The organism is Actinoplanes sp. NPDC024001 (assembly GCF_040638955.1).
Classification (GTDB): Bacteria; Actinomycetota; Actinomycetes; order Mycobacteriales; family Micromonosporaceae; genus Actinoplanes.
In genome coordinates this window covers 1-21,622 of the sequence record NZ_JBEZZB010000135.1, presented here as the reverse complement: position 1 = coordinate 21,622, position 21,622 = coordinate 1, and the positions used below count along the sequence as shown (strand labels likewise).

19 protein-coding genes are annotated in these 21,622 nt (G+C 71.7%); 6 read left to right on the top strand and 13 right to left on the bottom strand.

Translation table 11 applies throughout. The features are described 5' to 3' along the window. Positions 1–59: 59 nt before the first annotated feature. The 5 genes from AB0F81_RS37700 to AB0F81_RS37680 all read right to left on the bottom strand — a co-directional run bounded on the left by AB0F81_RS37700 (position 60) and on the right by AB0F81_RS37680 (position 4,119). Positions 60–677: a DUF3159 domain-containing protein gene (locus AB0F81_RS37700; RefSeq protein WP_360205564.1), complete on the bottom strand. Its 618-nt coding sequence runs from the start codon at positions 675–677 to the stop codon at positions 60–62. Then, positions 677–1,318 (bottom strand): WHG domain-containing protein, encoded by a 642-nt coding sequence (locus AB0F81_RS37695; RefSeq protein ID WP_360205561.1) that lies wholly within the window; start codon positions 1,316–1,318, stop codon positions 677–679. Before AB0F81_RS37695 ends, AB0F81_RS37700 begins: the two co-directional genes overlap by 1 nt. Before the next feature lie 55 nt (positions 1,319–1,373). Beyond that, a complete protein-coding gene (locus AB0F81_RS37690) occupies positions 1,374–2,885 on the bottom strand; it encodes a hypothetical protein (protein ID WP_360205558.1) in 1,512 nt (503 codons plus the stop codon). Continuing rightward, complete coding sequence (locus AB0F81_RS37685; RefSeq protein WP_360205555.1) at positions 2,882–3,730, bottom strand: ABC transporter ATP-binding protein; 849 nt, start codon at positions 3,728–3,730, stop codon at positions 2,882–2,884. The genes AB0F81_RS37690 and AB0F81_RS37685 overlap by 4 nt, the downstream gene beginning before the upstream one ends. A 122-nt stretch (positions 3,731–3,852) precedes the next feature. Continuing rightward, positions 3,853–4,119 (bottom strand): DUF3040 domain-containing protein, encoded by a 267-nt coding sequence (locus AB0F81_RS37680; protein WP_360205552.1) that lies wholly within the window; start codon positions 4,117–4,119, stop codon positions 3,853–3,855. A 124-nt stretch (positions 4,120–4,243) separates the two neighbouring features. On the opposite strand from AB0F81_RS37680, the gene ctaD reads away from it, so the two are divergent. Continuing rightward, the gene (gene ctaD / locus AB0F81_RS37675) at positions 4,244–6,001 is read left to right on the top strand and encodes a cytochrome c oxidase subunit I (RefSeq protein WP_360205550.1); all 1,758 of its coding nucleotides are present in this window, start codon (positions 4,244–4,246) and stop codon (positions 5,999–6,001) included. A 21-nt stretch (positions 6,002–6,022) separates the two neighbouring features. Here ctaD and AB0F81_RS37670 read toward each other — a convergent pair whose 3' ends face one another. From AB0F81_RS37670 to AB0F81_RS37640, 7 genes are all read right to left on the bottom strand, one after another. After that, positions 6,023–7,000 carry a glycoside hydrolase family 43 protein gene (locus tag AB0F81_RS37670; RefSeq protein ID WP_360205548.1) on the bottom strand — a complete coding sequence of 326 codons (978 nt, stop codon included), beginning with the start codon at positions 6,998–7,000 and terminating at the stop codon, positions 6,023–6,025. Between the two features lie 3 nt (positions 7,001–7,003). Continuing rightward, positions 7,004–7,831 (bottom strand): carbohydrate ABC transporter permease, encoded by an 828-nt coding sequence (locus AB0F81_RS37665; RefSeq protein WP_360205545.1) that lies wholly within the window; start codon positions 7,829–7,831, stop codon positions 7,004–7,006. Then, positions 7,828–8,757 (bottom strand): sugar ABC transporter permease, encoded by a 930-nt coding sequence (locus tag AB0F81_RS37660; protein ID WP_360205542.1) that lies wholly within the window; start codon positions 8,755–8,757, stop codon positions 7,828–7,830. Before AB0F81_RS37660 ends, AB0F81_RS37665 begins: the two co-directional genes overlap by 4 nt. A 3-nt stretch (positions 8,758–8,760) precedes the next feature. Continuing rightward, positions 8,761–10,083, bottom strand: a complete 1,323-nt coding sequence (locus AB0F81_RS37655) for an ABC transporter substrate-binding protein (protein WP_360205539.1) — start codon at positions 10,081–10,083, stop codon at positions 8,761–8,763. A 37-nt stretch (positions 10,084–10,120) separates the two neighbouring features. Beyond that, positions 10,121–11,635 carry an alpha-N-arabinofuranosidase gene (locus tag AB0F81_RS37650; RefSeq protein WP_360205536.1) on the bottom strand — a complete coding sequence of 505 codons (1,515 nt, stop codon included), beginning with the start codon at positions 11,633–11,635 and terminating at the stop codon, positions 10,121–10,123. A 97-nt stretch (positions 11,636–11,732) separates the two neighbouring features. After that, on the bottom strand, positions 11,733–12,785 hold the full coding sequence (locus tag AB0F81_RS37645; RefSeq protein WP_360205533.1) for a LacI family DNA-binding transcriptional regulator: 1,053 nt from the start codon (positions 12,783–12,785) through the stop codon (positions 11,733–11,735). Positions 12,786–12,795: 10 nt separating this feature from the next. Continuing rightward, the gene (locus AB0F81_RS37640; RefSeq protein WP_360205531.1) at positions 12,796–13,470 is read right to left on the bottom strand and encodes a hypothetical protein; all 675 of its coding nucleotides are present in this window, start codon (positions 13,468–13,470) and stop codon (positions 12,796–12,798) included. 118 nt (positions 13,471–13,588) lie between these two features. Here AB0F81_RS37640 and AB0F81_RS37635 point away from each other — a divergent pair, with 118 nt between their 5' ends. Together AB0F81_RS37635 and AB0F81_RS37630 are read left to right on the top strand one after the other, a co-directional pair. Further along, positions 13,589–15,184, top strand: coding sequence for an amidohydrolase family protein (locus AB0F81_RS37635; RefSeq protein WP_360205528.1), 1,596 nt, complete (start codon positions 13,589–13,591; stop codon positions 15,182–15,184). A 5-nt stretch (positions 15,185–15,189) separates the two neighbouring features. Then, positions 15,190–16,848 carry an AMP-binding protein gene (locus tag AB0F81_RS37630; protein WP_360205525.1) on the top strand — a complete coding sequence of 553 codons (1,659 nt, stop codon included), beginning with the start codon at positions 15,190–15,192 and terminating at the stop codon, positions 16,846–16,848. Here AB0F81_RS37630 and AB0F81_RS37625 read toward each other — a convergent pair. Next, the gene (locus tag AB0F81_RS37625; RefSeq protein ID WP_360205523.1) at positions 16,845–17,897 is read right to left on the bottom strand and encodes a CehA/McbA family metallohydrolase; all 1,053 of its coding nucleotides are present in this window, start codon (positions 17,895–17,897) and stop codon (positions 16,845–16,847) included. The genes AB0F81_RS37630 and AB0F81_RS37625 overlap by 4 nt on opposite strands. A gap of 781 nt (positions 17,898–18,678) precedes the next feature. On the opposite strand from AB0F81_RS37625, the gene AB0F81_RS37620 reads away from it, so the two are divergent. The 3 genes from AB0F81_RS37620 to AB0F81_RS37610 form a co-directional block, all read left to right on the top strand. After that, positions 18,679–18,870, top strand: a complete 192-nt coding sequence (locus AB0F81_RS37620; RefSeq protein ID WP_360205520.1) for a hypothetical protein — start codon at positions 18,679–18,681, stop codon at positions 18,868–18,870. Positions 18,871–18,913: 43 nt separating this feature from the next. After that, positions 18,914–20,497, top strand: coding sequence for an FMN-binding glutamate synthase family protein (locus AB0F81_RS37615; RefSeq protein ID WP_360205518.1), 1,584 nt, complete (start codon positions 18,914–18,916; stop codon positions 20,495–20,497). A gap of 21 nt (positions 20,498–20,518) precedes the next feature. Then, a partial coding sequence (locus tag AB0F81_RS37610; protein WP_360205515.1) for a histidine kinase occupies positions 20,519–21,622 on the top strand: 1,104 nt, incomplete at its 3' end.

The window sequence follows — 21,622 nt, the reverse complement described above, 5'->3', positions numbered from 1 at the left end:
CACGCAAACCCGACGGCACAACGCCAGCACGCACGCCCGACAGCACGGCGCCGGCGCGCTCAGCTGACCGCATGGCGGCAGTAGGAGTGGCGGTGGTCGGCCCGGCGCACCGCCCATACCGCGACCAGCAGCGCGACCGCCCACAGCGGATAGTTCAGCCCGATTTTCGCGACGGTGAGCCACCCGACCTGGTTCTGCTCGTAGAAGTGCTGCAGCACCAGGAACCGCACCGCGAAGACGACCGCGAGCACGGCGGTGGCGAGGTCATAGCGCCGCAGCGACGGCCGGTCGTGGCGCCACCACATGTCGGCGCCCTGCATGGCGCTCCACGCCACGCCGACCAGCGGCCGGCGCAGCAGCAGGGAGAGCGTCAGCAGCACGAACGCCGCGAGATACCACCAGATGTCGGCGAGGAAGAAATCTCGCGCCTCGCCGCTGCGCGCGGCCAGGAAACCGGAGATCGCCACCCCGACGAACCCGCCGAAGGCCGGGCGCAGCGACTCCCGCCGCACCGCCCGCACCACCGTGACCAGCAGTGCGGCACCGACGGCGGCGGCGATCGCCGGATAGAGACCCCACCAGTTGTTGGTCAGCACCAGCACGGTGGGCGGCAGCGAGGACTGGATCAGCCCGGTCAACCCGCCGGCCCGCTCCCAGAATGTCGTCTCGGAAGGCATCAGGTCCCCCTCAGGGCCACGTCGGCGCTGCTGCCGTCGTCGATCGACCGGCGGGCCCGGTCCGGATCGTCGCCATAGCCGATCAGCAGGCGGAAGGTCATGTCGTCGAGGACGAACCGGGCCTGCTCCGCTGGCAGGTGCCCGGCGATCGTCATGGTCACCATCCCGTGGCGCATGCTCCACATCTGGGCCGCCCAGACCGGGATCAGTCGGTCCTCCGCGGCCGGGAACCGGCCGGCCTCCACGCAGCGGCGGATCAGCGTGATCAACCGCTGGTAGGTGCCGGCGCCGAGGTCGTCGTCCTCCGGCGCGCGGTCGAGGAACATCGCCCGGTAGAGGTGGGGGCCGGCGACGCCGGCCTCGAAGAAGGCCGCGCCGGCGGCCACCAGGTCGGCCACCGGATCATCGGTGACCGGCAGGGCGTCGAGCTGCCCGTTGAGCCGGGCGAAGGCCTCCTCGCGGACCGCCCAGCGGATCTCGCTCATGCTGCCGAACCGGGTGAACACCGCCATCGTCGACGAGCCGACCTCGGCCGCCAGCCGCCGGCTGGTCAGCGCGGCCGGGCCCTCCTCGGCGAGCAGGCGCGCGGCCGCCTCGATCAGCATCGTGCGCACCCGGGGATCAGCAGCTCGTGGACTCATGCCCGAACAATACCGCCGTTATATAACGGCGGTACAGAACGCGAGTGTGCCAGAGTCAGACGCGTTGCATGGCGTCCAGCAGCCCGGTGCCGCGCCGTTCGAGCAGGCGCACCGTGACGGGTGGGAGCACGGTCAGCGCGACGGCCGCCAGACCGGAGGCGATCAGCGCGGCCACCCACCACCGGCCCCCCGCCGCGGCAGCGACGGCGCCGGGCAGCACGGCGGCGACCAGCACCGCCGGGAAGATCGTCATCTGCCCGCCGGTCGGGTCACCGGCACGCTGAACAGCGTGAACCCGGTTGCGGGCGTCGGCGCCCACGGCCGGCATCACCACCGCCAGCAGCGGCGCGAGCGCGCAGCCCACCGCCGACGCGGCAACGGCGCCGCCGACGGCGGCCACCCCCAGCGGCGATCCGGTCACGGCCCACAGGACCACGCTCAGAGCGACCGACGGTACGCCGAACAGCAGCCCCCACGCGGCCATCCGCCCCCGCACGTCGGCGCGCGGGGCCCCCGGCGTGGTGAGCAGCTGCCAGATGGCGGTGCCGTCCAGGGCGTACGTGTTGATCGCGACCATCGCGCCGAACACCGCCACCGCCGGACCGGCCAACGGCACCGCCCACCACCAGCCCGAACCCGCGACGATCAGCCCCATCAGCACCGGGGTCAGCCACGCGCTGCGCAGCTCCACACCGCGCGCCGGATCCCGCGACCAGGTGGCGAGCTCGCGGAACACCACCGCGTCGCTGACCGGTAGTGATCGGCGATATCCCGGTGCGGACGCCCGGCGCGGTGGCCGGCGCAGGGCTCGCGCGGTCAGCGCGATCCAGCAGCCCCGCAGCACCGCGCCGCCGATCAGCAGCCCGGCCACCGGCAGGGCGGCCCCGCGCCAGTCGCTCTCGCGAGCCGCCAGCACCGCGGAGAAACCCCACCCGGTCGGCAGCACTGCGAGGACGTCCACCGCCCGGCCGAGCCGGAGGCCGTCGCCGAGGCGGGGCAGCAGCCAGGCGGCGACCGGCACCCAGCCGGCGAACGACACCGCCAGCATGATCGCCGTCTGGACGGCGGCCAGCGTCATCCCGGCCCGGGTCCGCAGCAGCCCCGCAGCCAGCGCCGCGACCGTCTTGCCCGCCCAGACGAGCAGGTGAAGCTGGGCGGGCGCGGCGAGCACGGCGACCGCCACCGGGCCGGCGCCGCCGGGCGCGGCCAGCACCACCAGCGACGACAGGCAGACGCCCGTGATCAGCGGGCCGACACCGAGCAGTTCGGGCCAGGACAGCGCCCGGGCGAGCCGGACCGGGCGGACCGGCAGGCCACGCAGCCACTCCCGGGACACCACCGACGGCTCGGGGCGGGGCTGGGCGAGCGGCCCGAACAGCCACATCGCGCCCCACCCGGTGAGGGCGAGCAGGATCCAACCCTCGTCGATCACCTCGCGGGCGGCCAGGACGGCCGCGGCGATCACCCCGCCGGCCAGGACCAGACCGGTCACCAGGCTGAAGGCGCGTTCGTCGTGCGGGCCGTTGCGGAACAGGCGCAGCTTGAGGGCGAGCAGCGTACGGGTCATGCCAGCCAGTCCAGTTCGCGGACCGGGTCGGCGCCGACCAGCTCGACGAACCGGTCGTTGAGCGTCGTGCCGGCGGTCAGCTCGGCGGTGGGGCCCTCGGCGAGCAGCCGGCCACCGGCCACGATCGCCACCCGGCGGCAGTTGCGCTCGATGAAGTCCATGATGTGGCTCGACAGGATGACCGTGCCGCCGGCCGCGACGTACTGCTTCAGCAGCAGCTCGATGGACCGGGCCGAGACCGGGTCGATCGCCTCGAACGGCTCGTCGAGGACCAGGACGCGCGGCCGGTGCAGCATCGCGAGCGCCAGGTTGATCTTCTTGCGCATGCCGGTGGAGAACTCGGCGATCAACGTACGCGGGACCGTGTCCAGCCCGAGGATCTCCAGGAGGTCGGCCGCGCGCACCCGCCAGCCGTCGTCGAGCCCGCGCAGGCCGGCGGTGTATCGCAGCGCCTCGGCGGCGGTGAGCCGTTCCGGCATGGACAGGCCGTCCATCATCACGCCCAGCTGGGACAGCGCGGCTTCGCGCTCGGTGCGCAGGTCGTGGCCGGCGATCCGGATCGTGCCGGCGGTGGGCTCACGCAATCCGCAGACGGCGGTCAGGGTGGTGGTCTTGCCCGCCCCGTTCGGGCCGGCGATGCCGTAGAACATCCCGTACGGAACGGTCAGCGTGAGCTGGTCGACCGCGACGACCGAGCCGAAGCGCTGGGTGAGGCCGCTGACCTCGACGGCGTGGCCGGAGCGGCCCGGCGGCCGGCCGGCCGGCGGGCTGCGGATCCTGGATGACGGCAGCCCGGAGAGCCCGGGCAATCCGCTCATCGCCGCGGTCACGATCGAGAACGTCATGGTCGCTGCTCCTCACCGAGGGTTCCGGAAACGTACGACCAGTCTCGGCGCGGCGACCAACCATGATCAACGAGAGAAGCGGCAAGGATTGATAACCCCAGCCTTAACGAACCGGCTCGCGCTCAGGTGCCGGAGCTGCGCAGGTGGCGCCGAACCAGGACGATGACCACGGTGATCGCGACCACGTCGGCGGTGACCAGGGCGGCGTGCGGGCCACCGAGCAGGGCGATGAACGGCAGCACGAGGAACGTCGCCACGCACAGCACGGCCACCGTCGGGAAGGGCCGGCCGCCCGGCCACGCGGACATCCGCTGTGCGAAGGCCGGGTCGCTGCGCCGCAGCCGCTGCTCGATCTCCTCGATCGCGCGCGCTTCGCGCTCGTTGAGCATGGGTCGGGTGTACCTCAACTCCCTCCCGAATGCGGGTGATCTGCGGATTTCGGGCGGATAGAAACGGTAGACGCCTATAACGGAGCTAGGCGTCTGTTTTCGTATCCGCAGGTGAGGAGTCTTCATGACCACCGTCGCGCCGAAGCCGGTACCCACCCGGCCCCATCCGGTTCGCCGGCAGGTCAAGGGTTCCGCCCTGGCCAGGATCCTGCGCACGACCGACGCCAAACAGATCGGGATCATGTACATGATCACCTCGATCGTGTTCTACATGGTCGGCGGGATCATGGCGCTGCTGATGCGGGCCGAGCTGGCCAAGCCGGGCATGCAGATCCTGTCCCCGGAGCAGTTCAACCAGCTCTTCACCATGCACGGCACCGCGATGCTGCTGTTCTTCGCGACCCCGATCGTGTTCGCCTTCGCCAACTACGTGGTGCCGATCCAGATCGGCGCTCCGGACGTGGCGTTCCCGCGGCTCAACGCGTTCGCGTACTGGCTCTACCTGTTCGGCACGCTGACCGCGATGAGCGGGTTCCTCACCCCCGGTGGCGCGGCCGACTTCGGCTGGTTCGCGTACACCCCGCTGAGCGACTCGCTGCACTCGCCGGGCATCGGCGGCAACGCCTGGGTGGTCGGCCTGGCGATCGGTGGTCTCGGTTCAATCCTCGGCGCGGTCAACCTGATCACCACGATCCTCTGCCTGCGGGCGCCCGGCATGACCATGTTCCGGATGCCGATCCTGACCTGGAACATGCTGGTCACCAGCCTGCTGGTGATCCTGATCTTCCCGTTCCTGGCGGCGGCGCTGTTCGCGCTGGCGGCCGACCGGGTGCTCGGCGCCCACGTCTTCGACGTGGAGACCGGCGGCCCGATGCTCTGGCAGCACCTCTTCTGGTTCTTCGGCCACCCCGAGGTGTACGTCATCGCGCTGCCGTTCTTCGGCATCATCACCGAGGTGGTGCCCGTCTTCAGCCGCAAGCCGGTCTTCGGCTACAAGGGCCTGGTCGCCGCGACGCTGCTGATCGCCGCCCTGTCGATGAGCGTGTGGGCGCACCACATGTTCGTCACCGGCCAGGTGCTGCTGCCGTTCTTCAGCTTCCTCAGCTTCATGATCGCGGTGCCCACCGGCATGAAGTTCTTCGTCTGGATCGGCACGATGTGGCGCGGCCAGATCAGTTTCGAGTCGCCGATGCTGTGGGCGCTCGGCTTCATGGTGACGTTCCTGTTCGGCGGTCTGTCCGGCGTGCTGCTGGCCTCGCCGCCGGTCGACTTCCACGTCTCCGACTCGTACTTCGTGATCGCCCACTTCCACTACGTGCTGTTCGGCACGATCGTCTTCGCGGTCTTCTCCGGCATCTACTTCTGGTTCCCGAAGATGTTCGGCCGGGTGCTCGACGAACGGCTCGCGAAGATCCACTTCTGGCTCACCATGATCGGTTTCCACGGGACGTTCCTGGTGCAGCACTGGCTCGGCACCAAGGGCATGCCGCGGCGGTACGCCGACTACCTGGAGAGTGACGGCTTCACCTTCCTGAACACCTTCTCCACGATCGGCTCGTTCATCCTCGGCATCGCCACGCTGCCGTTCGTCTACAACGTGTGGAAGTCGTACAAGGTCGGCCAGGTCACCACGCTGAACGACCCGTGGGGTCACGGCAACTCACTGGAGTGGGCCACCACCAGCCCGCCGCCGCTGCGCAACTTCGACCGGATGCCGCGGATCCGCTCCGAGCGCCCCGCCTTCGACGAGAAGTTCCCGCACCTGGCCGCCGGTGACCAGTCGCTGGCCGGCCCGCCGGAGGGCGGCGCCCGCCCGCTCAGCCGCGAGTCGGACGGCGGCGCCACCTACGCCGAGGACATCAGCACCGACCGCGACCGCTGACCTGGAACGAGCGCGGGGCGGTCAGCAGGGCATGGGCTGCCCGCCCGCGGTCGGGCCGTGCACCACCGGGCGCCCGTCCTCCCAGGTCACGCGGTCCAGCCACAGCTGACGGCCGGGCGCCACAGTGCCGATCGCGTCCGGCGGCCAGGCGTGGTAGAGCATCCACGTGCTGCCGTCGGCGCAGGTCACCACATAGCTGTGGCCGGGGCCCGCCGCCTCGGGCGACGATGTCAGGATCGGGTTCTCGGCGGCGTCCTGGCACGGGCCCAGCGGGCCGTCACAGGTGGCGTAACCGACGGCGTAGGCGTCCCGGTCGAAGGCGTTGGCCGAGTAGAACAGGTACAGCCGGCCGTCACGCGCGACCATCTGCGGCGCCTCGATCACGTGCGCCTGCCACGGCTTGTCGTTGGTCAGCAGCCGGACCCGGTCCCCCACGAGGGACAGACCGTCCGGGGCCAGGCGCTGGCCGTACAGATGGGTCGGCTTGTGAATGTGGTTGCCGTCGTTCTTCCAGTAGAGGTAGAGCGTGCCGTCGCTGTGCCGGTAGGGGCTGGCATCGATCGCGCCGCCCTCGTCGTCCTGGCAGATCAGCGCCGCGCCGGCGGCGTCGGTGAACGGGCCGCGCGGGTCGTCGGCGACCGCCGCGCCGATGCACTGCCGGTCGGCGCCGGCCTTGCGGGCGGTGTAGTAGAGCACATACTTGCCCGCGTCGGTGCGGATCACCTCCGGCGCCCAGGTCCGGCCGCGTTCCGCCCAGCGGCCGAGCTGCGGCAGCACGTCACCGCCGGGACTCCACGTCACCAGGTCGGTGGAGGTCAGCAGCGGCACGTTGGCCGTGTCGTTGTTGGTGCCGTAGGCGAACCAGGTCTCGCCGTCCGAGATCACTCCCGGGTCGGGGAAGTTCTCCGGATACACGGGATTGGTGAACGTCGTCATGACCTCTTCTCCGGACGTGCAGCCGCTGACGAGGAGCATCAGCGCGAGGAACAGGCGGCGCACCGGTCAGCCCTTGAGGCCGGAACGCGACACGCCCTCGATCACGTAACGCTGGGTGATCAGGAACAGGATCAGCACCGGCACACTCGCCACCGCCGCCCCGGCCATGATCACCGGATAGTCGATGGTGTACGCCCCCTGCAGGATGCTCAGCCCCGGCGGCAGCGTGAAGTTCGACGGGCTGAACAGCACGTAGACCGGCCACACGAAGTCGTTCCAGTTGCCCAGGAAACTGATCACCACGAGCGTCGCCAGCGCCGGCTTGGACAGCGGCAGGATCACCTTGATGAAGATCTGCCACGAGTTCGCGCCCTCCAGCTGCGCCGCCTCCTCCAGCTCGCGCGGCAGGCTGAGGAAGAACTGCCGCAGGAAGAACACCCCGAAGGCGCCGGCCGCGCCGGGCACGATCAGCGCCCAGAGCGTGTCCAGCCAGCCGAGCCGGTCGACGATCAGGAAGTTCGGGATGATCAGCGTGAAGACCGGCACGAACAGCGTCGCAATGATCATCCCGAAGATCAGCTTCTTGCCCGGGAACTCCAGGCGGGCCAGGGCGTAGGCGGCCATCGAGGCGACCACCAGGATCAGCACGGCCTGCGCGGTCGCGGCGAGCAGGCTGTTCAGGAACCAGCGCAGTACGGGCGTCTGCGAGTCCCCGGCGAACAGCAGCTCGTAGGCCCGCATGGTGGGCTCCTGCGGCAGCACCGTCGGCGGCACCCGGGTCGCCTCGCCCTCGGTCTTGAACGAGGTGACCAGCATCCACAGCAGCGGCGCGACGAAGACCAGGCTGAGCCCGGTGAGCATGGTGTACCAGGCGATACCGCGTACCCGGGTCATGAGTCCTCCCTGGTCAGGAAGAGGCGGAAGGTGATCACGCTGACCAGCAGCAGCGCCAGGGTGAGCAGGTAGCTCATGGCCGCGGCCTGGCCCATCTTGTACTCGCGCAGGCCGATCTGGGCGATGTACATGATCGCGGTGCGGGTGTCGTTGCCCGGCGCACCCTGGGTGATCACGTAGGACTGGCCGAACATGTTGGCCGACGCCAGAATCGTGTTGATCACGATGAACAGCAGGACCGGCCGCAAGCCGGGCAGCGTGACGTGGCGGAACTCGGCCCAGCGGCTGCCGCCGTCGATGCGCACCGCCTCGTACAGCTCGCGGGAGATGTCCTGCAGACCGGCCAGGTAGATCACCGCGTTGAAGCCGATGGTCCACCAGACGGTGACCGCGACCAGCGAGATCCAGGCCCACGGCAGTGCGGTGATCCACGGGATGTCCGCCCCGAGCAGGGCGTTGACCGCGCCCAGGTTCGGGTCGAGCAGGAAACTCCAGAGCACGCCGATGACCGCGACACCGAGCACGTAGGGCGCGAAGTAGACGGCCCGGAAGAAGGTGCGTCCCGGGAACGAGCGGTTCAGGATCAGCGCGAGCCCGAGCGGCACGGTGACCAGGAACGGCACGCTGCCCACCGTGAAGATGCCGGTGGCCCGCATGCTCTGCCAGAACTCCGCGAAGACCGGCGAGGTGCTGTCGAACAGCGCCCGATAGTTGTCCAGCCCGGTGAACGGCTTGCCCGGCAGCAGGTAGTCCCAGTCGTGCAGGCTGATCCACAACCCGTAGACGGCCGGCGCCAGCACGAACGAGCCGAACAGCACGATGTACGGGGCGAGGAACAGGTACGGCGTGGCGCGCCCGACCCGCCGCACCTGCTCCTGGGGCTTCTCCTGAACGGGGGCGGGCGGCGCCAGGAGGTCCTGGGCCATCGCTCAGGCCCCGTACTTCTTGCGGTTGGCGTCGAGCAGCTTCTGCGCCTTGCCGGCGGCGTCGGCCAGCGCCGCGGCCGGCTCCTTGCGCAGCAGGATCGCCTCGTTGATCGCGGTGTCGACGGTGGCCATCACGTCCGGGATGCCGGGGGTGGCCGGCAGGAAGCGCAGGTAGTCGATCTGCGTACCGATGGCGGCCTGTTCCGTGAGCGCGGTGAACTCGGCGCTCTCCCGGATGCTCTTGCGGGCCGGCACCTGCCCGCCCTTGGCCCACTCGATGGAGTGCTGGCTGAGCCAGTTGATGAAGACCTTGCCGGCGGCGAGCTTGTTGTCGTCCTTCGTCTTCTGCTTGAACTGCACGAACTGGTGCGACCCGGCCCAGGCGCCCGGCTGGGAGCCGATCTGCGGCAGCGCCGCGACGCCCCACTGCAGCGCCTTGTCCTGGTTGAAGGTGTTGATGCTCCAGATGCCGTTCCAGTTGAACGCGGCCTTGCCGTTGCGCAACGCCACCACGTCGGCGTCCTGCGCCACGTTCTTCGGGCTGTACCCGTTCTTCACCAGGTCGGTCAGCCAGGTCAGCGCCTGCACGCCGGGTTGCTCGGCGAAGAGCGGCTTGGTGCCCTGCGCGTCGAACAGGTCGCCGCCGTGCTGCCACAGCAGCGCGGAGAACTGCATCTGACCGGTGAACGGGAACGGCGTGGCCCAGTGCCCCTGGATGCCCTTGGCCTTGAGCTTGTCCAGCGCGTTCGCGTATTCGTCCTTGTTCGCCGGCGGCTTGGCCGGGTCGAGGCCGGCGCTCTCCAGGACGGTCTTGTTGTAGAACATGCCGAGCGGGTGCACGTCCAGCGGGATCGCGTAGCGGGTGCCGTTGTAGACACCGGCGTTCCAGACCGGCGGCGAGAAGTCAGCCTCGGTCAGGTTGAGCGTCTTCGCCAGGTCCTCCAGCGGCAGCACGACCCCGCGGGCGGCCTGGGTGGCGACCTGGTCGACGTGCATGATGCCCAGGTCGGGGCCGTTGCCGGTGGAGACCGCGGCGGGAACCTTCTGGTAGTAGTCGGCCCACTGGTAGACGTTCATCGTCACCTTGATGTTCGGGTGCTCGCTGTTGAACTGGTCGACCAGCTTCTTCATGAACGGCCCGTCGCCGCCGGTGAACCCGTTCCAGAACGCCAGCGCGACGTTCGGCCCGCTGTACTCGGTCGCCGCCGGCCCGGCGTTCTGGTTGGCGCCGGTCACCTTCTCGTTCGGCCCGCTGTCCCCGCAGGCGGCGAGCAGGGCGGCGCTTCCCGCGCCGAGCCCGAGTCCGAGCAGATTGCGACGGGTCACGTGGTTATCCATGGTCTTCACTCCATTTCAGGGCGGGTCAGGATGATGCGGGGAGGGTGAACCGGAGGGCGTGCCAGGAGGTCGGCGGGACGAGCAGGTGGGCACGGCCGCCGTCGAGCACCGGCGGCGCCACACGCCGCGGCACCACCCGGTCCGGCTCGGCGGCACTGTTGCGCGCGCCAGGATCGGCGTCGGTCAAGGTCACCTGCTCGGCGGCGGCCAGGCCGCCGAAGGCCCGCAGATCAAGATCCAGGGGTACGGCGGAAGCACCACGATTGACCAGGAAGATCGTGAGGTTGCCGTGCTCGGCGTCGTGCACCGCGACGGCGTCGAGGGCGGGCACGTCCCCGTACCGTTCGGTGCTCATCGCCGGGGCGCTCAGCGCGACCCGCAGCACCGTGCCGTGCGCGAGGGCCGAGGTCAGCGCGAACGGGTGGAAGATCGTCTGCCGCCAGGCCGGGCCGCCCGGCTCGGTGCGGATCGGGGCGATCACGTTGGCGAGCTGCGCCTGGCAGCCGACGGTCAGCCGGTCGGCGTGCCGCAGCATGCTGATCAGCAGGTTGCCGACCACCACCGCGTCGGTGACGGTGTAGTCGTCCTCGATCAGGTGCGGCGGCTCCTCGGCGATCGGCCGGTCCTCCGGCTCGGTGAAGTTCCCCTGGTACCAGACGTTCCACTCGTCCAGCGACAGCCTGATCCGCTTGGTGCGGCGCAGCTTGGCGCGGACGTGGTCGGCGGTGGCGACGATGTCGTCGATGAAGCGGTCCAGATCGACCGCGGAGGCCCGGAAACTCGCCTCGTCCAGCCGGGTCGGGTCGTAGTAGTTGTGCAGCGAGACGTAGTCGACCTGGTCGTACGCCTCCTCGAGGATGGTGGCCTCCCACGCCGCGAAGGTCGGCATGCCCGAGTTGGAGCTGCCGCAGGCGACCAGCTCGATCGTCGGGTCGACCTTGCGCATGGCCTGGCCGGCGCGGGCGGCGAGGCGGCCGTACTCGTACGCCGTCAGGCTGCCGGTCTGCCACGGGCCGTCCATCTCGTTGCCGAGGCACCACAGCCGTACGTCGTGCGGCGCCGCGAAGCCGTGCTTGCGCCGCAGGTCGGCGGCCGCGGTGCCGGCCGGGAGATTGCAGTACTCCACCAGCTCGGCGGCCTCGGCGATACCGCGGGTGCCGAGGTTGACCGCCATCATCGGCTCGACGCCCGCCTTGCCGGCCCAGTCCATGAACTCGTTGAGCCCGAACGCGTTGGTCTCGATGGCGCGCCAGGCCAGGTCGAGCCGGCGCGGCCGCTCGCCGACCGGGCCGACGCCGTCCTCCCAGCGGTAGCCGGAGACGAAGTTGCCGCCCGGGTAGCGAACCAGGCTGACGCCGAGCTCACGCGTCAGGTCGAGCACGTCGGAGCGCAGCCCCGCCGGGTCGGCTGCCGGGTGGCCCGGCTCGAAGATGCCGGTGTAGACACAGCGACCCATGTGCTCCACGAAGGATCCGAAGATCCGCCGGTCGACGGGGGCCACCGCGAACGCGGGATCGACGGTAAGGCGGGCGGTAACCACGAGAAGGTGCCTCCATCGGCGGTGGTGTGATGGACAGCACTAGTTCTACAACGTTGTAACCAACGTTGTAAATGGTCTCGCTGCTATCAGCCGGGCTTTATGCGAGGCGGGCGGCGAGCCGGCCGAGGGTGCTCTCCCGCGGCACCAACCGGTGTTCCACCCGCAGCTCCCGCGGCGCCGGGTCGTCGTCGGGAAAGGGCGGGTCCAGCCGCTCCCCCAGCAGATCCACCGCGAGCTGGGCGATCCCGGCGGTGTCCGGCGAGACGGTGGTCAGGGTGGGCGTGCTGAACCGCCCCTCCTCGATGTCGTCGAAGCCCACCACCGCGACGTCGCCGGGCACCGCGAAACCCCGGTCCAGCAGCGTGCGGATCGCGCCGAGTGCGAGCAGGTCGTTGAAGCAGAACACCGCGTCCGGCGGCGCACCGGAGTCCAGCAGCCGCGCCATGGCCGCGGCCCCGTCGGCCCGGTGGAACTCGCCGACCGGCGCGATCAGCGCCTCGTCGACCGGGCGACCGGCCTGCTCCAGCGCGGCCCGATAGCCCGCCAGCCGCTGCTGAGCGGTGACCGCGGCCGGCCCCTCCTGCGCGCCGATCGCGGCGATCCGGCGCCGGCCCAGCTCGCACAGGTGCCGGGTGGCGTCGGCGGCGGCCGCGGTGTTGTCCACCGCGACGTGGTCGGCCGGGCCGTGCCAGACCCGCTCGCCGAGCAGCACCAGTGGCGTGTCCGGGATGTCCACCGCGATCTCGCCGGCGGCCAGCGCCAGCGGACTGAAGATCAGGCCGTCGATCAGGTGCCGGCGCAGCCGCCCGGCCAGGTCCCGCTCCCGCTCGGCGCGGCCGCCGGTCTGGTCGATCAGGACCGTCCAGTGCCGCTTCTCGGCGGCCTGCACGATCATGCTGGCCAGCTCGGCGAAGTAGGCCGAGCGCAGGTCCGGCAGGGCCAGCGCGATCACGCCGGAGCGGCCGCCGCGCAGCTGGCGGGCGGCAACGTTGGGCCGGTAGCCGAGTTCGGCGATGGCGCGCTGCACCCGGGCCCGGGTGTCCGCGGAGACGTGCGCGTACCCGTTTACAACGTTGGAGACGGTCTTGATCGACACGCCGGCCCGCTTGGCGACGTCCTTCAGGCCCGGCCGCCCAGCGTTGACATTCACAGCGGGCACCTTACCCTTCGGGGGTCGTACATCGTTGTAAGCGGCGCGCGTCCGCCGCCGCGAGGCCGGCGCGAATCCGCTCCCGCGCGCCGGGCTCCCACGGGCCGGACGCAGCGAGCGGGATCTCGGTCAGGAACCGCCGCTGCGCCTCCGGGATCCGCGCGGCCACGAGATCCGGATCAGAGGCCGCGGTCGCGTAGAGGCTCGGGCCGTCGGCGTAGAACAGGTCGATGACGACCAGCCGGCCGTCCGCGGCGCGCATGACGTTGGCCGGGTTGTCGTCCAGCGGGCCGCACCAGGGCAGCTCGCGCCGGGCGCGGTCGTGCACCCGGGCCACCACGGCGGCCAGGTCGGCGACCTCGCCGGCGCGGGCGGCGATCGCCCGGTGGAACCCGGCCGCCTCGTCCACTGGCACCGGGGTCAGCCACTCCAGGACCTGCAGGTCGCCGCCGCCGGCCAGCCGGTGATGCTCGTAGAGTTCGGGAACCTGCCGGGTATGCGCCGCCTCGCGGTAGAGCGCCGCCGAGTAGGGGCCGGTCGGGTCGAACGGGCTGATCCGCGCGGCCGCCGTGCCGTCCGGTGAGCGCAGCGCGATCGCCCAGTCGCCGGCGCCGCCGGGGGTCCAGCCGGCCGCGCGCAGAGCCCGTTCCGCCTCCCGATGATCGGTCTCGGCGGACCAGCGCATCTTCCGGCGTCCCCTTCGCTGCGGCCACCTCGGCGTCCGGCAAATCGAGGACTCGAACCGGGGCGTGGTGGCGGCGGTAGTCAACAGTGGAGAAGGTACCGCTACCGAGGAGAGTCCCGTGAGCACCGCCGACCTGATCCTGCTCGCTGATCGGATCCACACCCTCGCCGGGCCGCGAAGCCGGCCGGTCACCGCCGTCGCGATGGCCGGTGGGGTGATCACCGCGCTCGGGGACCGGCGCGACGCCCGGGACTGGCGCGGCGCCCGCACCGACGTGCGCGACCTGGGCCCGGCCACCATCACCCCCGGGCTGGTCGACGGGCACTTCCACCCGGTCCTGGGGATCGGGCTCACCCGCGGCGTGGACCTGTCGTCCGTCCGTACGGTCGAGGGGTTGCAGGCGGCGCTGCGAGCCGCCGCCGTCGTGCCCGGCGGATGGCTGGAGGGCTGGGGCCTGGACCCGAACGCCTTCGAGGGCGCACCGATCAGCCACGCGCCGCTGGTGGCCGCGCTCGGACCGGACGTGCCGGTGTTCCTGCTGCTGTTCGACGCGCACTCGGCGCTGGTCAGCCCGCGCGCGCTGGAACTGGCCGGGGTGGCCGGGCCGCGCGCGTTCGTCTCCGGCGCGAGCGTCGTCTGCGACGCGGACGGGCGGCCCACCGGGCATCTGCTCGAACCGGAAGCCCTCGATCTGGTGCGGCGGCTGCTGCCGGACGACGCCCCGGCCGACCGCCGGGCGCGGCTGACCCGGCTGCTGCGGGACATGGCGGCTACCGGGCTGACCGGGGCGAACGCGATGGACTTCGAGGATGACTCGCTGGCGCTGTTCCGTTCCCTGGAGGACGACGGTGACCTGCCGGTCCGGTGGCGGTTCGCGCCGTTCGTGATGCCCGGCGCCGGGCGCGACGGGCTGGAGGCGGTGATCGCGCAGCAGCGGCTGGCCGGGCGGCGCTGGCGGGTCGACGGCGCCAAGTTCATGATCGACGGCACGATCGACGGCGGCACCGCCTGGCTGGACGAGCCGGACAGCCACGGCGAGTCGACCGGCTGCTTCTGGCCGGACCCGGCAGAGTACGCGGCGGCGGCGCGCACCCTGGCCGGGCACGGGGTGCCGATCGTCACCCACGCCATCGGCGACGCCGGGATCCGGTACGTGCTCGACACCTACGCCGGGCTGCCGCGCACCTCCGGTGTCCCGCACCGCATCGAACACCTGGAGACGATGCCGTCGGAGCTGATCGGACGGTTCGCCGCCCTCGACGTGACGGCGAGCATGCAGCCGACCCACTGCACGCACTACACGCGGGCCGACCACACCGACAACTGGTCGAGCCGGCTCGGCAAGAAGCGCGCCGACCGGGCGTTCCGGGCCCGCGACCTGCGCGACGACGGCGCGCGGCTGGCGCTCGGCTCGGACTGGCCGATCGCGCCGTTCGACCCGCGCGGCATCATCGCGGCGGCCCGGCTGCGGCGTCCGGCCGGGGAGCCGGACGTGGAGCCGGTGCTGCCGGAACAGGCGCTGACCGCCCGGATGGCGCTGGAGGGCTACACCACCGAGGCGGCCGCGGCGGCCGGGCGGGCCGGGCACCTGGTTCCCGGGCAGCGCGCCGACCTGAGCGTTTTCGCGCTGAACCCGCTCACCGCCGGGCCCGACGAATTCGCCGAGTCACCGGTCGTGCTCACCGTCGTCGACGGGCAAATCTGTCTAGGCTGAGGTTCATGGCGTCCTCCTCGGCGGCCGCGTTCCGGCAGGCCCGCGAATTCCTCCTGGCCCACCACGACGACTACGACACCGCCTACCGGGAGTTCCGCTGGCCGCAGCTGGACACGTTCAACTGGGCTCTCGACTGGTTCGACGCGTCCGCCGACGACCGGCCGGCGCTGTGGATCGTGGAGGAGGACGGGTCCGAGCAGAAGCTCAGCTTCGCCGACCTGTCGCAGCGCTCCCACCGGGTGGCGAACTGGCTGCGCGGGCACGGCGTGCGGCGCGGCGACCGGATCATCCTGATGCTCGGCAACCAGGTCGAGCTCTGGGAGTGCCTGCTGGCGGCCATGAAACTGGGCGCGGTCGTCATCCCGGCCACCCCGCTGCTCGGGCCGGCCGACCTGCGCGACCGGCTGGACCGGGGCGAGGCCGCCCACGTCGTCGTCGGCTCGGCCCACACCGGGAAGTTCGCCGGCCTCGCCGGCGACTACACCCGGGTCGCGGTGGGCACGCCGGTGCCCGGTTGGCTCGATTACACCGAGGCGTACGCATCTGCGGACGCTTTCCTGCCGGACGGGGAGACTCTCGCCTCCGATCCGTTCCTGCTGTACTTCACGTCCGGAACCACCGCGCTGCCGAAACTGGTCGAGCACACCTACGCGTCGTACCCGGTGGGGCACCTGTCGACGATGTACTGGATCGGGCTGCGCCCCGGCGACGTGCACCTCAACATCTCCTCGCCCGGCTGGGCCAAGCACGCCTGGAGCAACGTCTTCGCCCCCTGGAACGCCCTGGCCTGCGTGTTCATCTACAACTACACGCGGTTCGACGCGGACGCGCTGCTCGATCAGATGCAGCGGTGCGGGGTGACCAGCTTCTGCGCGCCGCCGACCGTGTGGCGGATGCTGGTGCAGGCCGACCTGAGCCGGCTGCGGACCCCGCCGCCGACGGTGGTCGGCGCCGGCGAACCGCTCAACCCGGAGGTCATCGAGCAGGTGCGGCGGGCGTGGGGCGTCACCATCCGGGACGGGTTCGGGCAGACCGAGACGACCGTGCAGATCGCCAACACCCCCGGGCAGGTGGTCAAGCCCGGATCGATGGGGCGGGCCACACCCGGATACCGGGTGGTCCTGGTCGACCCGGCCACCGGCAAGCCGGCCGACGAGGGAGAGATCTGCCTGGACCTGGCGGAGCGGCCGCTCGGGCTGATGACCGGATACCGGGGCGACCCGGACCGCAACGCCGAGGTGACGGCGGGCGGTTACTACCACACGGGCGACATCGGATCGCGTGACGCGGACGGCTACATCACCTATGTGGGGCGGATGGACGACGTCTTCAAGGCGTCCGACTACCGGATCTCGCCGTTCGAGCTGGAGAGCGTGCTGATCGAGCACGAAGCGGTGGCGGAGGCGGCGGTCGTGCCGGCGCCGGACCCGGTGCGGCTGGCGGTGCCCAAGGCCTACGTCGTGCTGGCCGAGGGGTGGGAGCCGACCGCGGAGACGGCCCGGGCGATCCTGCGGCACTGCCGGGAGAACCTGGCGCCGTACAAGCGGGTGCGCCGCATCGAGTTCACCGCGCTGCCCAAGACGATCTCCGGCAAGATCCGCCGGGTGGAGCTGCGGGAGCGTGAGGAGGCCGGGGCGTGCCCCGGCGAGTTCCGCGAGGACTAGGCCAGCAGGATCGGGTTGGTCAGGGCCAGCATGTGCCCGCCGGGGGCCCGGACCTCGGCGCGGACGAAAGCCGATTCCGCGGCCGTGGTGCGCCACTGCACCGTGCCCGCCTCGGCCTGGTGTGCGCGGCCGCGATCGGTGTGGAAGGTGACCGTGCCCGCTGCGGTCTGGTGTGCGCGACCGCGATCGGTGTGGAAGGTGACCGTGCTCGCTGCGGCTTGGTGTGCGCGACCGCGATCGGTGTGGAGGGTGACCGTGCCCGCCGGGACCCCGCTGACCTCCAGCCGGATGATGGCGTCGCGGCCGCCGGTCTCCAGACGCTGCCCGATGCCCGCCGTCCGGGTCGTGCCGTCGGCGGCTGCCGCCTCGGCGGTGAAGGAGAGCCGCACCTCGCTCGATCCGGCGATCCAGCAGTGTCCGGCCCGGACGCCGGCCAGCACTCCACCGGCGTCGCCGGCCAGTACGACCGTCTGCGGGGTGCCGAGCTGGCCGCGCAGGTGAACGTCGCTGTTGCCGACCGCGGGCAGCCACCGGCCGCGGTGCACGCCCACCGCCAGGCTGCGGCCCCACTCCGCCAGGGCGGCTTCGTTGTCGGCGTTCCACGGCAGATCGGACGCCCACAATCCGTTCCACACCTCCACGGCGTCGAACCCGTCGAGGGCGAACATGAAGGTGCCCGACGGGTAGGGCGCGTGCGGATGCGCCACCACGCACAGCCCACCAGCGTCGTGCACCTGCTGCACGGCCCGATCGATGAGGTCGTCGCGGACGCCGTACCGCCAGTCGGCGACCTGGCCCGGCGGCAGGCCCAGCGCCAGCCAGTGCCCGTTCGCGGTGACGACCTCCTGCCCGGGGATCACCGTCAGATCGTCCCCGGCCGCCTTCGCCCACGCCGGATAGGTGTCCACGGTGTTGTGCTCGGTGACGGCGATGAAGTCCAGCCCCGCCTCGCGGGCCGCCGCCACCACTTCCTCCGGCGTCAGCTCACCCCCGTGGGAGCGCAACGAGTGCACATGAAGGTCGCCCCGCAACCACCGCAGCCCAGCCATGCAGGCATGGTAGTGACCTTCACGTGCTCGAGCTCTGTCACCGGCCGCCGACCGTGGCGCAGTCGGCCACCGCCCCACCGCCCACCCGGCTGACCACCAGAGCTGTCTCCACGCCCCACAACGACCCTCAGACCCAGCCGTCCGGTCCGGCTGACGTTCAGGGCTGCTCCACCCACCCCGAAACAGCACCCACAGCCAGCCACCGGCCCCAGCTGACCGCCCGCGCCGCCTCGGCCGGCCGACACAACACCCGGGCGCAGCCGAACCAACCGGCTGACCGCCAGCGCCGCCTCAAGCCGGCGAACACAACACCCCGGCGCAGCCGAACCAACCGGCTGACCGCCAGCGCCGCCTCAAGCCGGCCGACACAACACCCCGGCGCAGCCGAACCAACCGGCTGACCGCCAGCGCCGCCTCAAGCCGGCGAACACAACACCCCGGCGCAGCCGAACCAACCGGCTGGCCGCCAGCGCCGCCTCAAGCCGGCGAACACAACACCCGGGTGCAGCCGGGTCAACCGGCTGACCGCCCGCGTCGCCTTGGGCCGGCGAACACAACACCCGGGCGCAGCCGGGTCAACCGGCTGGCCGCCAGGGTCGGCTGCGCCGGGGAGCGGCGGATAGGGAGCGCCGGGCAGGCACCTCCGATGGCAGGAAGGGCGGGCGGCCGGTAACGGGTGGGGCGGGAGTGAAAATCGGAGGTTAGAGAGCACCGAATCGGGGTAGGCCGCGACCATCGAAGCCGGGACCCGAGTGTGGCCCGGACACGGGAGAGGACTCTGATGTCGCTGTTCACCCACCGTACGTTTGCGGTGTTCGCCCTGGTGATCGCGCTGCCGGCGGCGGTGCTGGCGGCCCGGGCCGGGCTCTCGCTGCTCGGCGCGTTCTTCGCGGTGCTGGCCGGCGCCGCCACCGTGCAGATCGCGGCGGTTCCGCGGTCGCGGGCCCGGATGTCGTCGCGCGAGCCCATGTGAGCCGGTTGTTTAGCCGGCGGCCAGGTGGCAAAGCTGGAAGGTCATGAAGTGGGGTTTCCGGGCGGCAGCGGCCGTCGCGAGTTCGGCGGTCGCCGCTGTCGCGGTGCGGGATCTGATGCAGCGCAACCACGCGCTGCTGCGTAACTTCCCGGTCGTCGGGCACGGGCGCTATCTGATCGAGGCGATCGGGCCGGAGCTGCGGCAGTACGTGGTGGCCGGCAACAACGAGGAGCGGCCGTTCACGCGCGATCAGCGGCGATGGGTCTACGCGTCGGCGAAGAAGGAGAACAACTACTTCGGGTTCGGCACCGACAACGACGTCGAGTACACGGCCGGCTATCCGATCATCAAGCACCGCACGTTCGGGCGGGCCGTGCCGCGGTCCGCGCCGGCGGCCGGCTACGAGGCCTACGTGCCCTGCGCGAAGGTGCTGGGAGCCGCGCGCGGGCGGGCCAAGGCGTTCCGGCCCGAGTCGGTCGTGAACATCTCCGGCATGAGTTTCGGGTCGCTGTCCGGGCGGGCCGTGGAGGCCCTCAACCGGGGCGCGGCGCTGGCCGGCTGCCTGCACAACACCGGCGAGGGCGCGCTGTCGCCCTACCACCGCAACGGCGGCGACCTGGTGCTGCAGATCGGCACCGCCTACTTCGGCTGCCGCGACGAGCACGGTCGGTTCGACCTGCGGCGCCTCAAGGACCTGGTGGCGTCGGCCCCGATCAGGGCGCTGGAGATCAAGCTCAGCCAGGGCGCCAAGCCGAGCCTGGGCGGGCTGCTGCCGGCCGCCAAGGTGTCGGCGGAGATCGCGGCCACCCGCGGCATCCCGCAGGGCGTCGACTGTGTGAGCCCGTCGCGGCACGCCGAGTTCTGCGACACCGACAGCCTGCTCGACTGGGTGGAGCTGCTGGCCACCGAGACCGGCCTGCCGGTCGGCATCAAGTCCGCGGTCGGTGACCTGGAGTTCTGGGACGAGCTGACCACCCTGATGGCGACCACCGGCCGCGGCGTCGACTTCGTGACGATCGACGGCGGCGAGGGCGGCACCGGCGCCGCTCCGCTGATCTTCACCGACACGGTGTCGCTGCCGTTCCAGGTGGGGTTCGCGCGGGTCTACCGGATGTTCGCCGAGCGCGGGCTGCACGAGAACGTGGTGTTCGTCGGCGCGGGCAAGCTGGGCCTGCCGGACAACGCGATCGTGGCGTTCGCGCTCGGCTGCGACATGGTCAACGTGGCCCGCGAGGCGATGCTGGCGATCGGCTGCATCCAGGCGCAGAAGTGCCACACCGACACCTGCCCGACCGGGGTCGCCACCCAGAACAGGTGGCTGACCCGCGGCCTGGACCCGGCGCTGAAGTCGGTGCGGGCGGCCAACTACATCAAGACGCTGCGGCGCGACCTGCTCAAGGTGGCCGAGGCGTGCGGTGTGGAGCATCCGGGACTGATCGACACCGCCTCGGTGGAGATCCTCGACGGACGGACCGCGGCCACCAGCCTGGACCGGGTCTACGACTACAAGCCTGGCTGGGGCCTGCCCTCGGCGGCGGACCGTGCGGCGATCATCGAGCTGATGACCGCGGGTGAACCGCAGGGCGGCAGCGCGCCACCGTCACCCACCGCGATGTCACGCTCGTAGATCATCGGTACGCTGGCCCGGATGAACACGCTGATCCGGGTCCTGCGACCGGCGGTCATGGTGTTCCCGCTGGTGGTGAACGTGACCGGCGGCAGCCACCCGTGGTGGCTGACCCTGTTCAGCCTGGCGGTCATCGTCGCGGCGCTCGTGCTGCGGCGGCGCTGGCCGGTCCCCACCGCGCTCGGCGTCCTGGCGGCCACCGCGGTCGACTGGCGCCTGTTCGTCGCCGTGCTGGTGCTGGCCTATCCGGCCGGCCGCCACCAGCCCCTCGGGCGGGCGGCGTCCGGCGGCTTCGCCGCCGTCCTGATCGCCGGCGCCGGCGCGCAGGTGCTGCAGAGCATCTATCTGTACGCGTCGCTGGTGTGGACCGCCGGCGCCATCGTGTTCGGCCTGTTCCCGGCACTGGTCGGGGCGTTCCGCCGGCTGCAGGCCGAGCTGGTCCGCGCCGGCTGGGAGCAGGCCGCCCAGCTCGAACGGGAGCAGCGGGTCGTCGCCGAACAGGCCCGCCTGCGGGAGCGGGCCCGCATCGCCCAGGACATGCACGACTCGCTGGGCCACGAGCTGAGCCTGGTCGCGTTGCGCGCCGGCGCCCTCGAACTCGCCGGCGACCTGCCCCCGCGGCACCGGGCGGCCGCCTCCGAGCTGCGCGCCGGGGTCACCACCGCGGCCGAGCGGCTCAGCGAGATCATCGGGCTGCTGCGCGACGAGGCCGACCCGGCGCCGCTGGACGCGGCCGGTTCGATCGCCGATCTGGTGGCCCGGGCGGCCGCCTCCGGTGTCCCGGTCGTGCTCGACGGCGAGCCCGGCGAGCTGGCGCCGATGCAGCACCGGGCCGCCTACCGGGTGGTGCAGGAGTCCCTGACGAACGCGGCCAAGCACGCGGTCGGCGCGCCGGTGCGGGTCCGGCTGGCACGCCACGACGACGAGCTGCTGGTCACGGTGCGCAACGAGGCGCCGGCCCGTCCGGCGGCGGCACCTCCCCCGTACGGTGGGCGGGGCCTGACCGGCCTGCGAGAGCGAGCCGGGCTGGCCGGTGGGGTGCTGCGTGCCGGCCCGCTGCCGGACGGCGGCTTCGAGGTGACCGCCCGGCTGCCGGTGCGCCCCGGTCCCCCGCTGCCCGCCGAC

Excerpts from the sequence above, each read along its gene's own strand:
- AB0F81_RS37700 (WP_360205564.1), bottom strand. The coding sequence starts at position 677 with ATGCCTTCCGAGACGACATTCTGGGAGCGGGCCGGCGGGTTGACCGGG.
- AB0F81_RS37695 (WP_360205561.1), bottom strand. The coding sequence starts at position 1,318 with ATGAGTCCACGAGCTGCTGATCCCCGGGTGCGCACGATGCTGATCGAG.
- AB0F81_RS37690 (WP_360205558.1), bottom strand. The coding sequence starts at position 2,885 with ATGACCCGTACGCTGCTCGCCCTCAAGCTGCGCCTGTTCCGCAACGGC.
- AB0F81_RS37685 (WP_360205555.1), bottom strand. The coding sequence starts at position 3,730 with ATGACGTTCTCGATCGTGACCGCGGCGATGAGCGGATTGCCCGGGCTC.
- AB0F81_RS37680 (WP_360205552.1), bottom strand. The coding sequence starts at position 4,119 with ATGCTCAACGAGCGCGAAGCGCGCGCGATCGAGGAGATCGAGCAGCGG.
- ctaD (WP_360205550.1), top strand. The coding sequence starts at position 4,244 with ATGACCACCGTCGCGCCGAAGCCGGTACCCACCCGGCCCCATCCGGTT.
- AB0F81_RS37665 (WP_360205545.1), bottom strand. The coding sequence starts at position 7,831 with ATGACCCGGGTACGCGGTATCGCCTGGTACACCATGCTCACCGGGCTC.
- AB0F81_RS37660 (WP_360205542.1), bottom strand. The coding sequence starts at position 8,757 with ATGGCCCAGGACCTCCTGGCGCCGCCCGCCCCCGTTCAGGAGAAGCCC.
- AB0F81_RS37640 (WP_360205531.1), bottom strand. The coding sequence starts at position 13,470 with ATGCGCTGGTCCGCCGAGACCGATCATCGGGAGGCGGAACGGGCTCTG.
- AB0F81_RS37630 (WP_360205525.1), top strand. The coding sequence starts at position 15,190 with ATGGCGTCCTCCTCGGCGGCCGCGTTCCGGCAGGCCCGCGAATTCCTC.
- AB0F81_RS37625 (WP_360205523.1), bottom strand. The coding sequence starts at position 17,897 with ATGGCTGGGCTGCGGTGGTTGCGGGGCGACCTTCATGTGCACTCGTTG.
- AB0F81_RS37620 (WP_360205520.1), top strand. The coding sequence starts at position 18,679 with ATGTCGCTGTTCACCCACCGTACGTTTGCGGTGTTCGCCCTGGTGATC.
- AB0F81_RS37615 (WP_360205518.1), top strand. The coding sequence starts at position 18,914 with ATGAAGTGGGGTTTCCGGGCGGCAGCGGCCGTCGCGAGTTCGGCGGTC.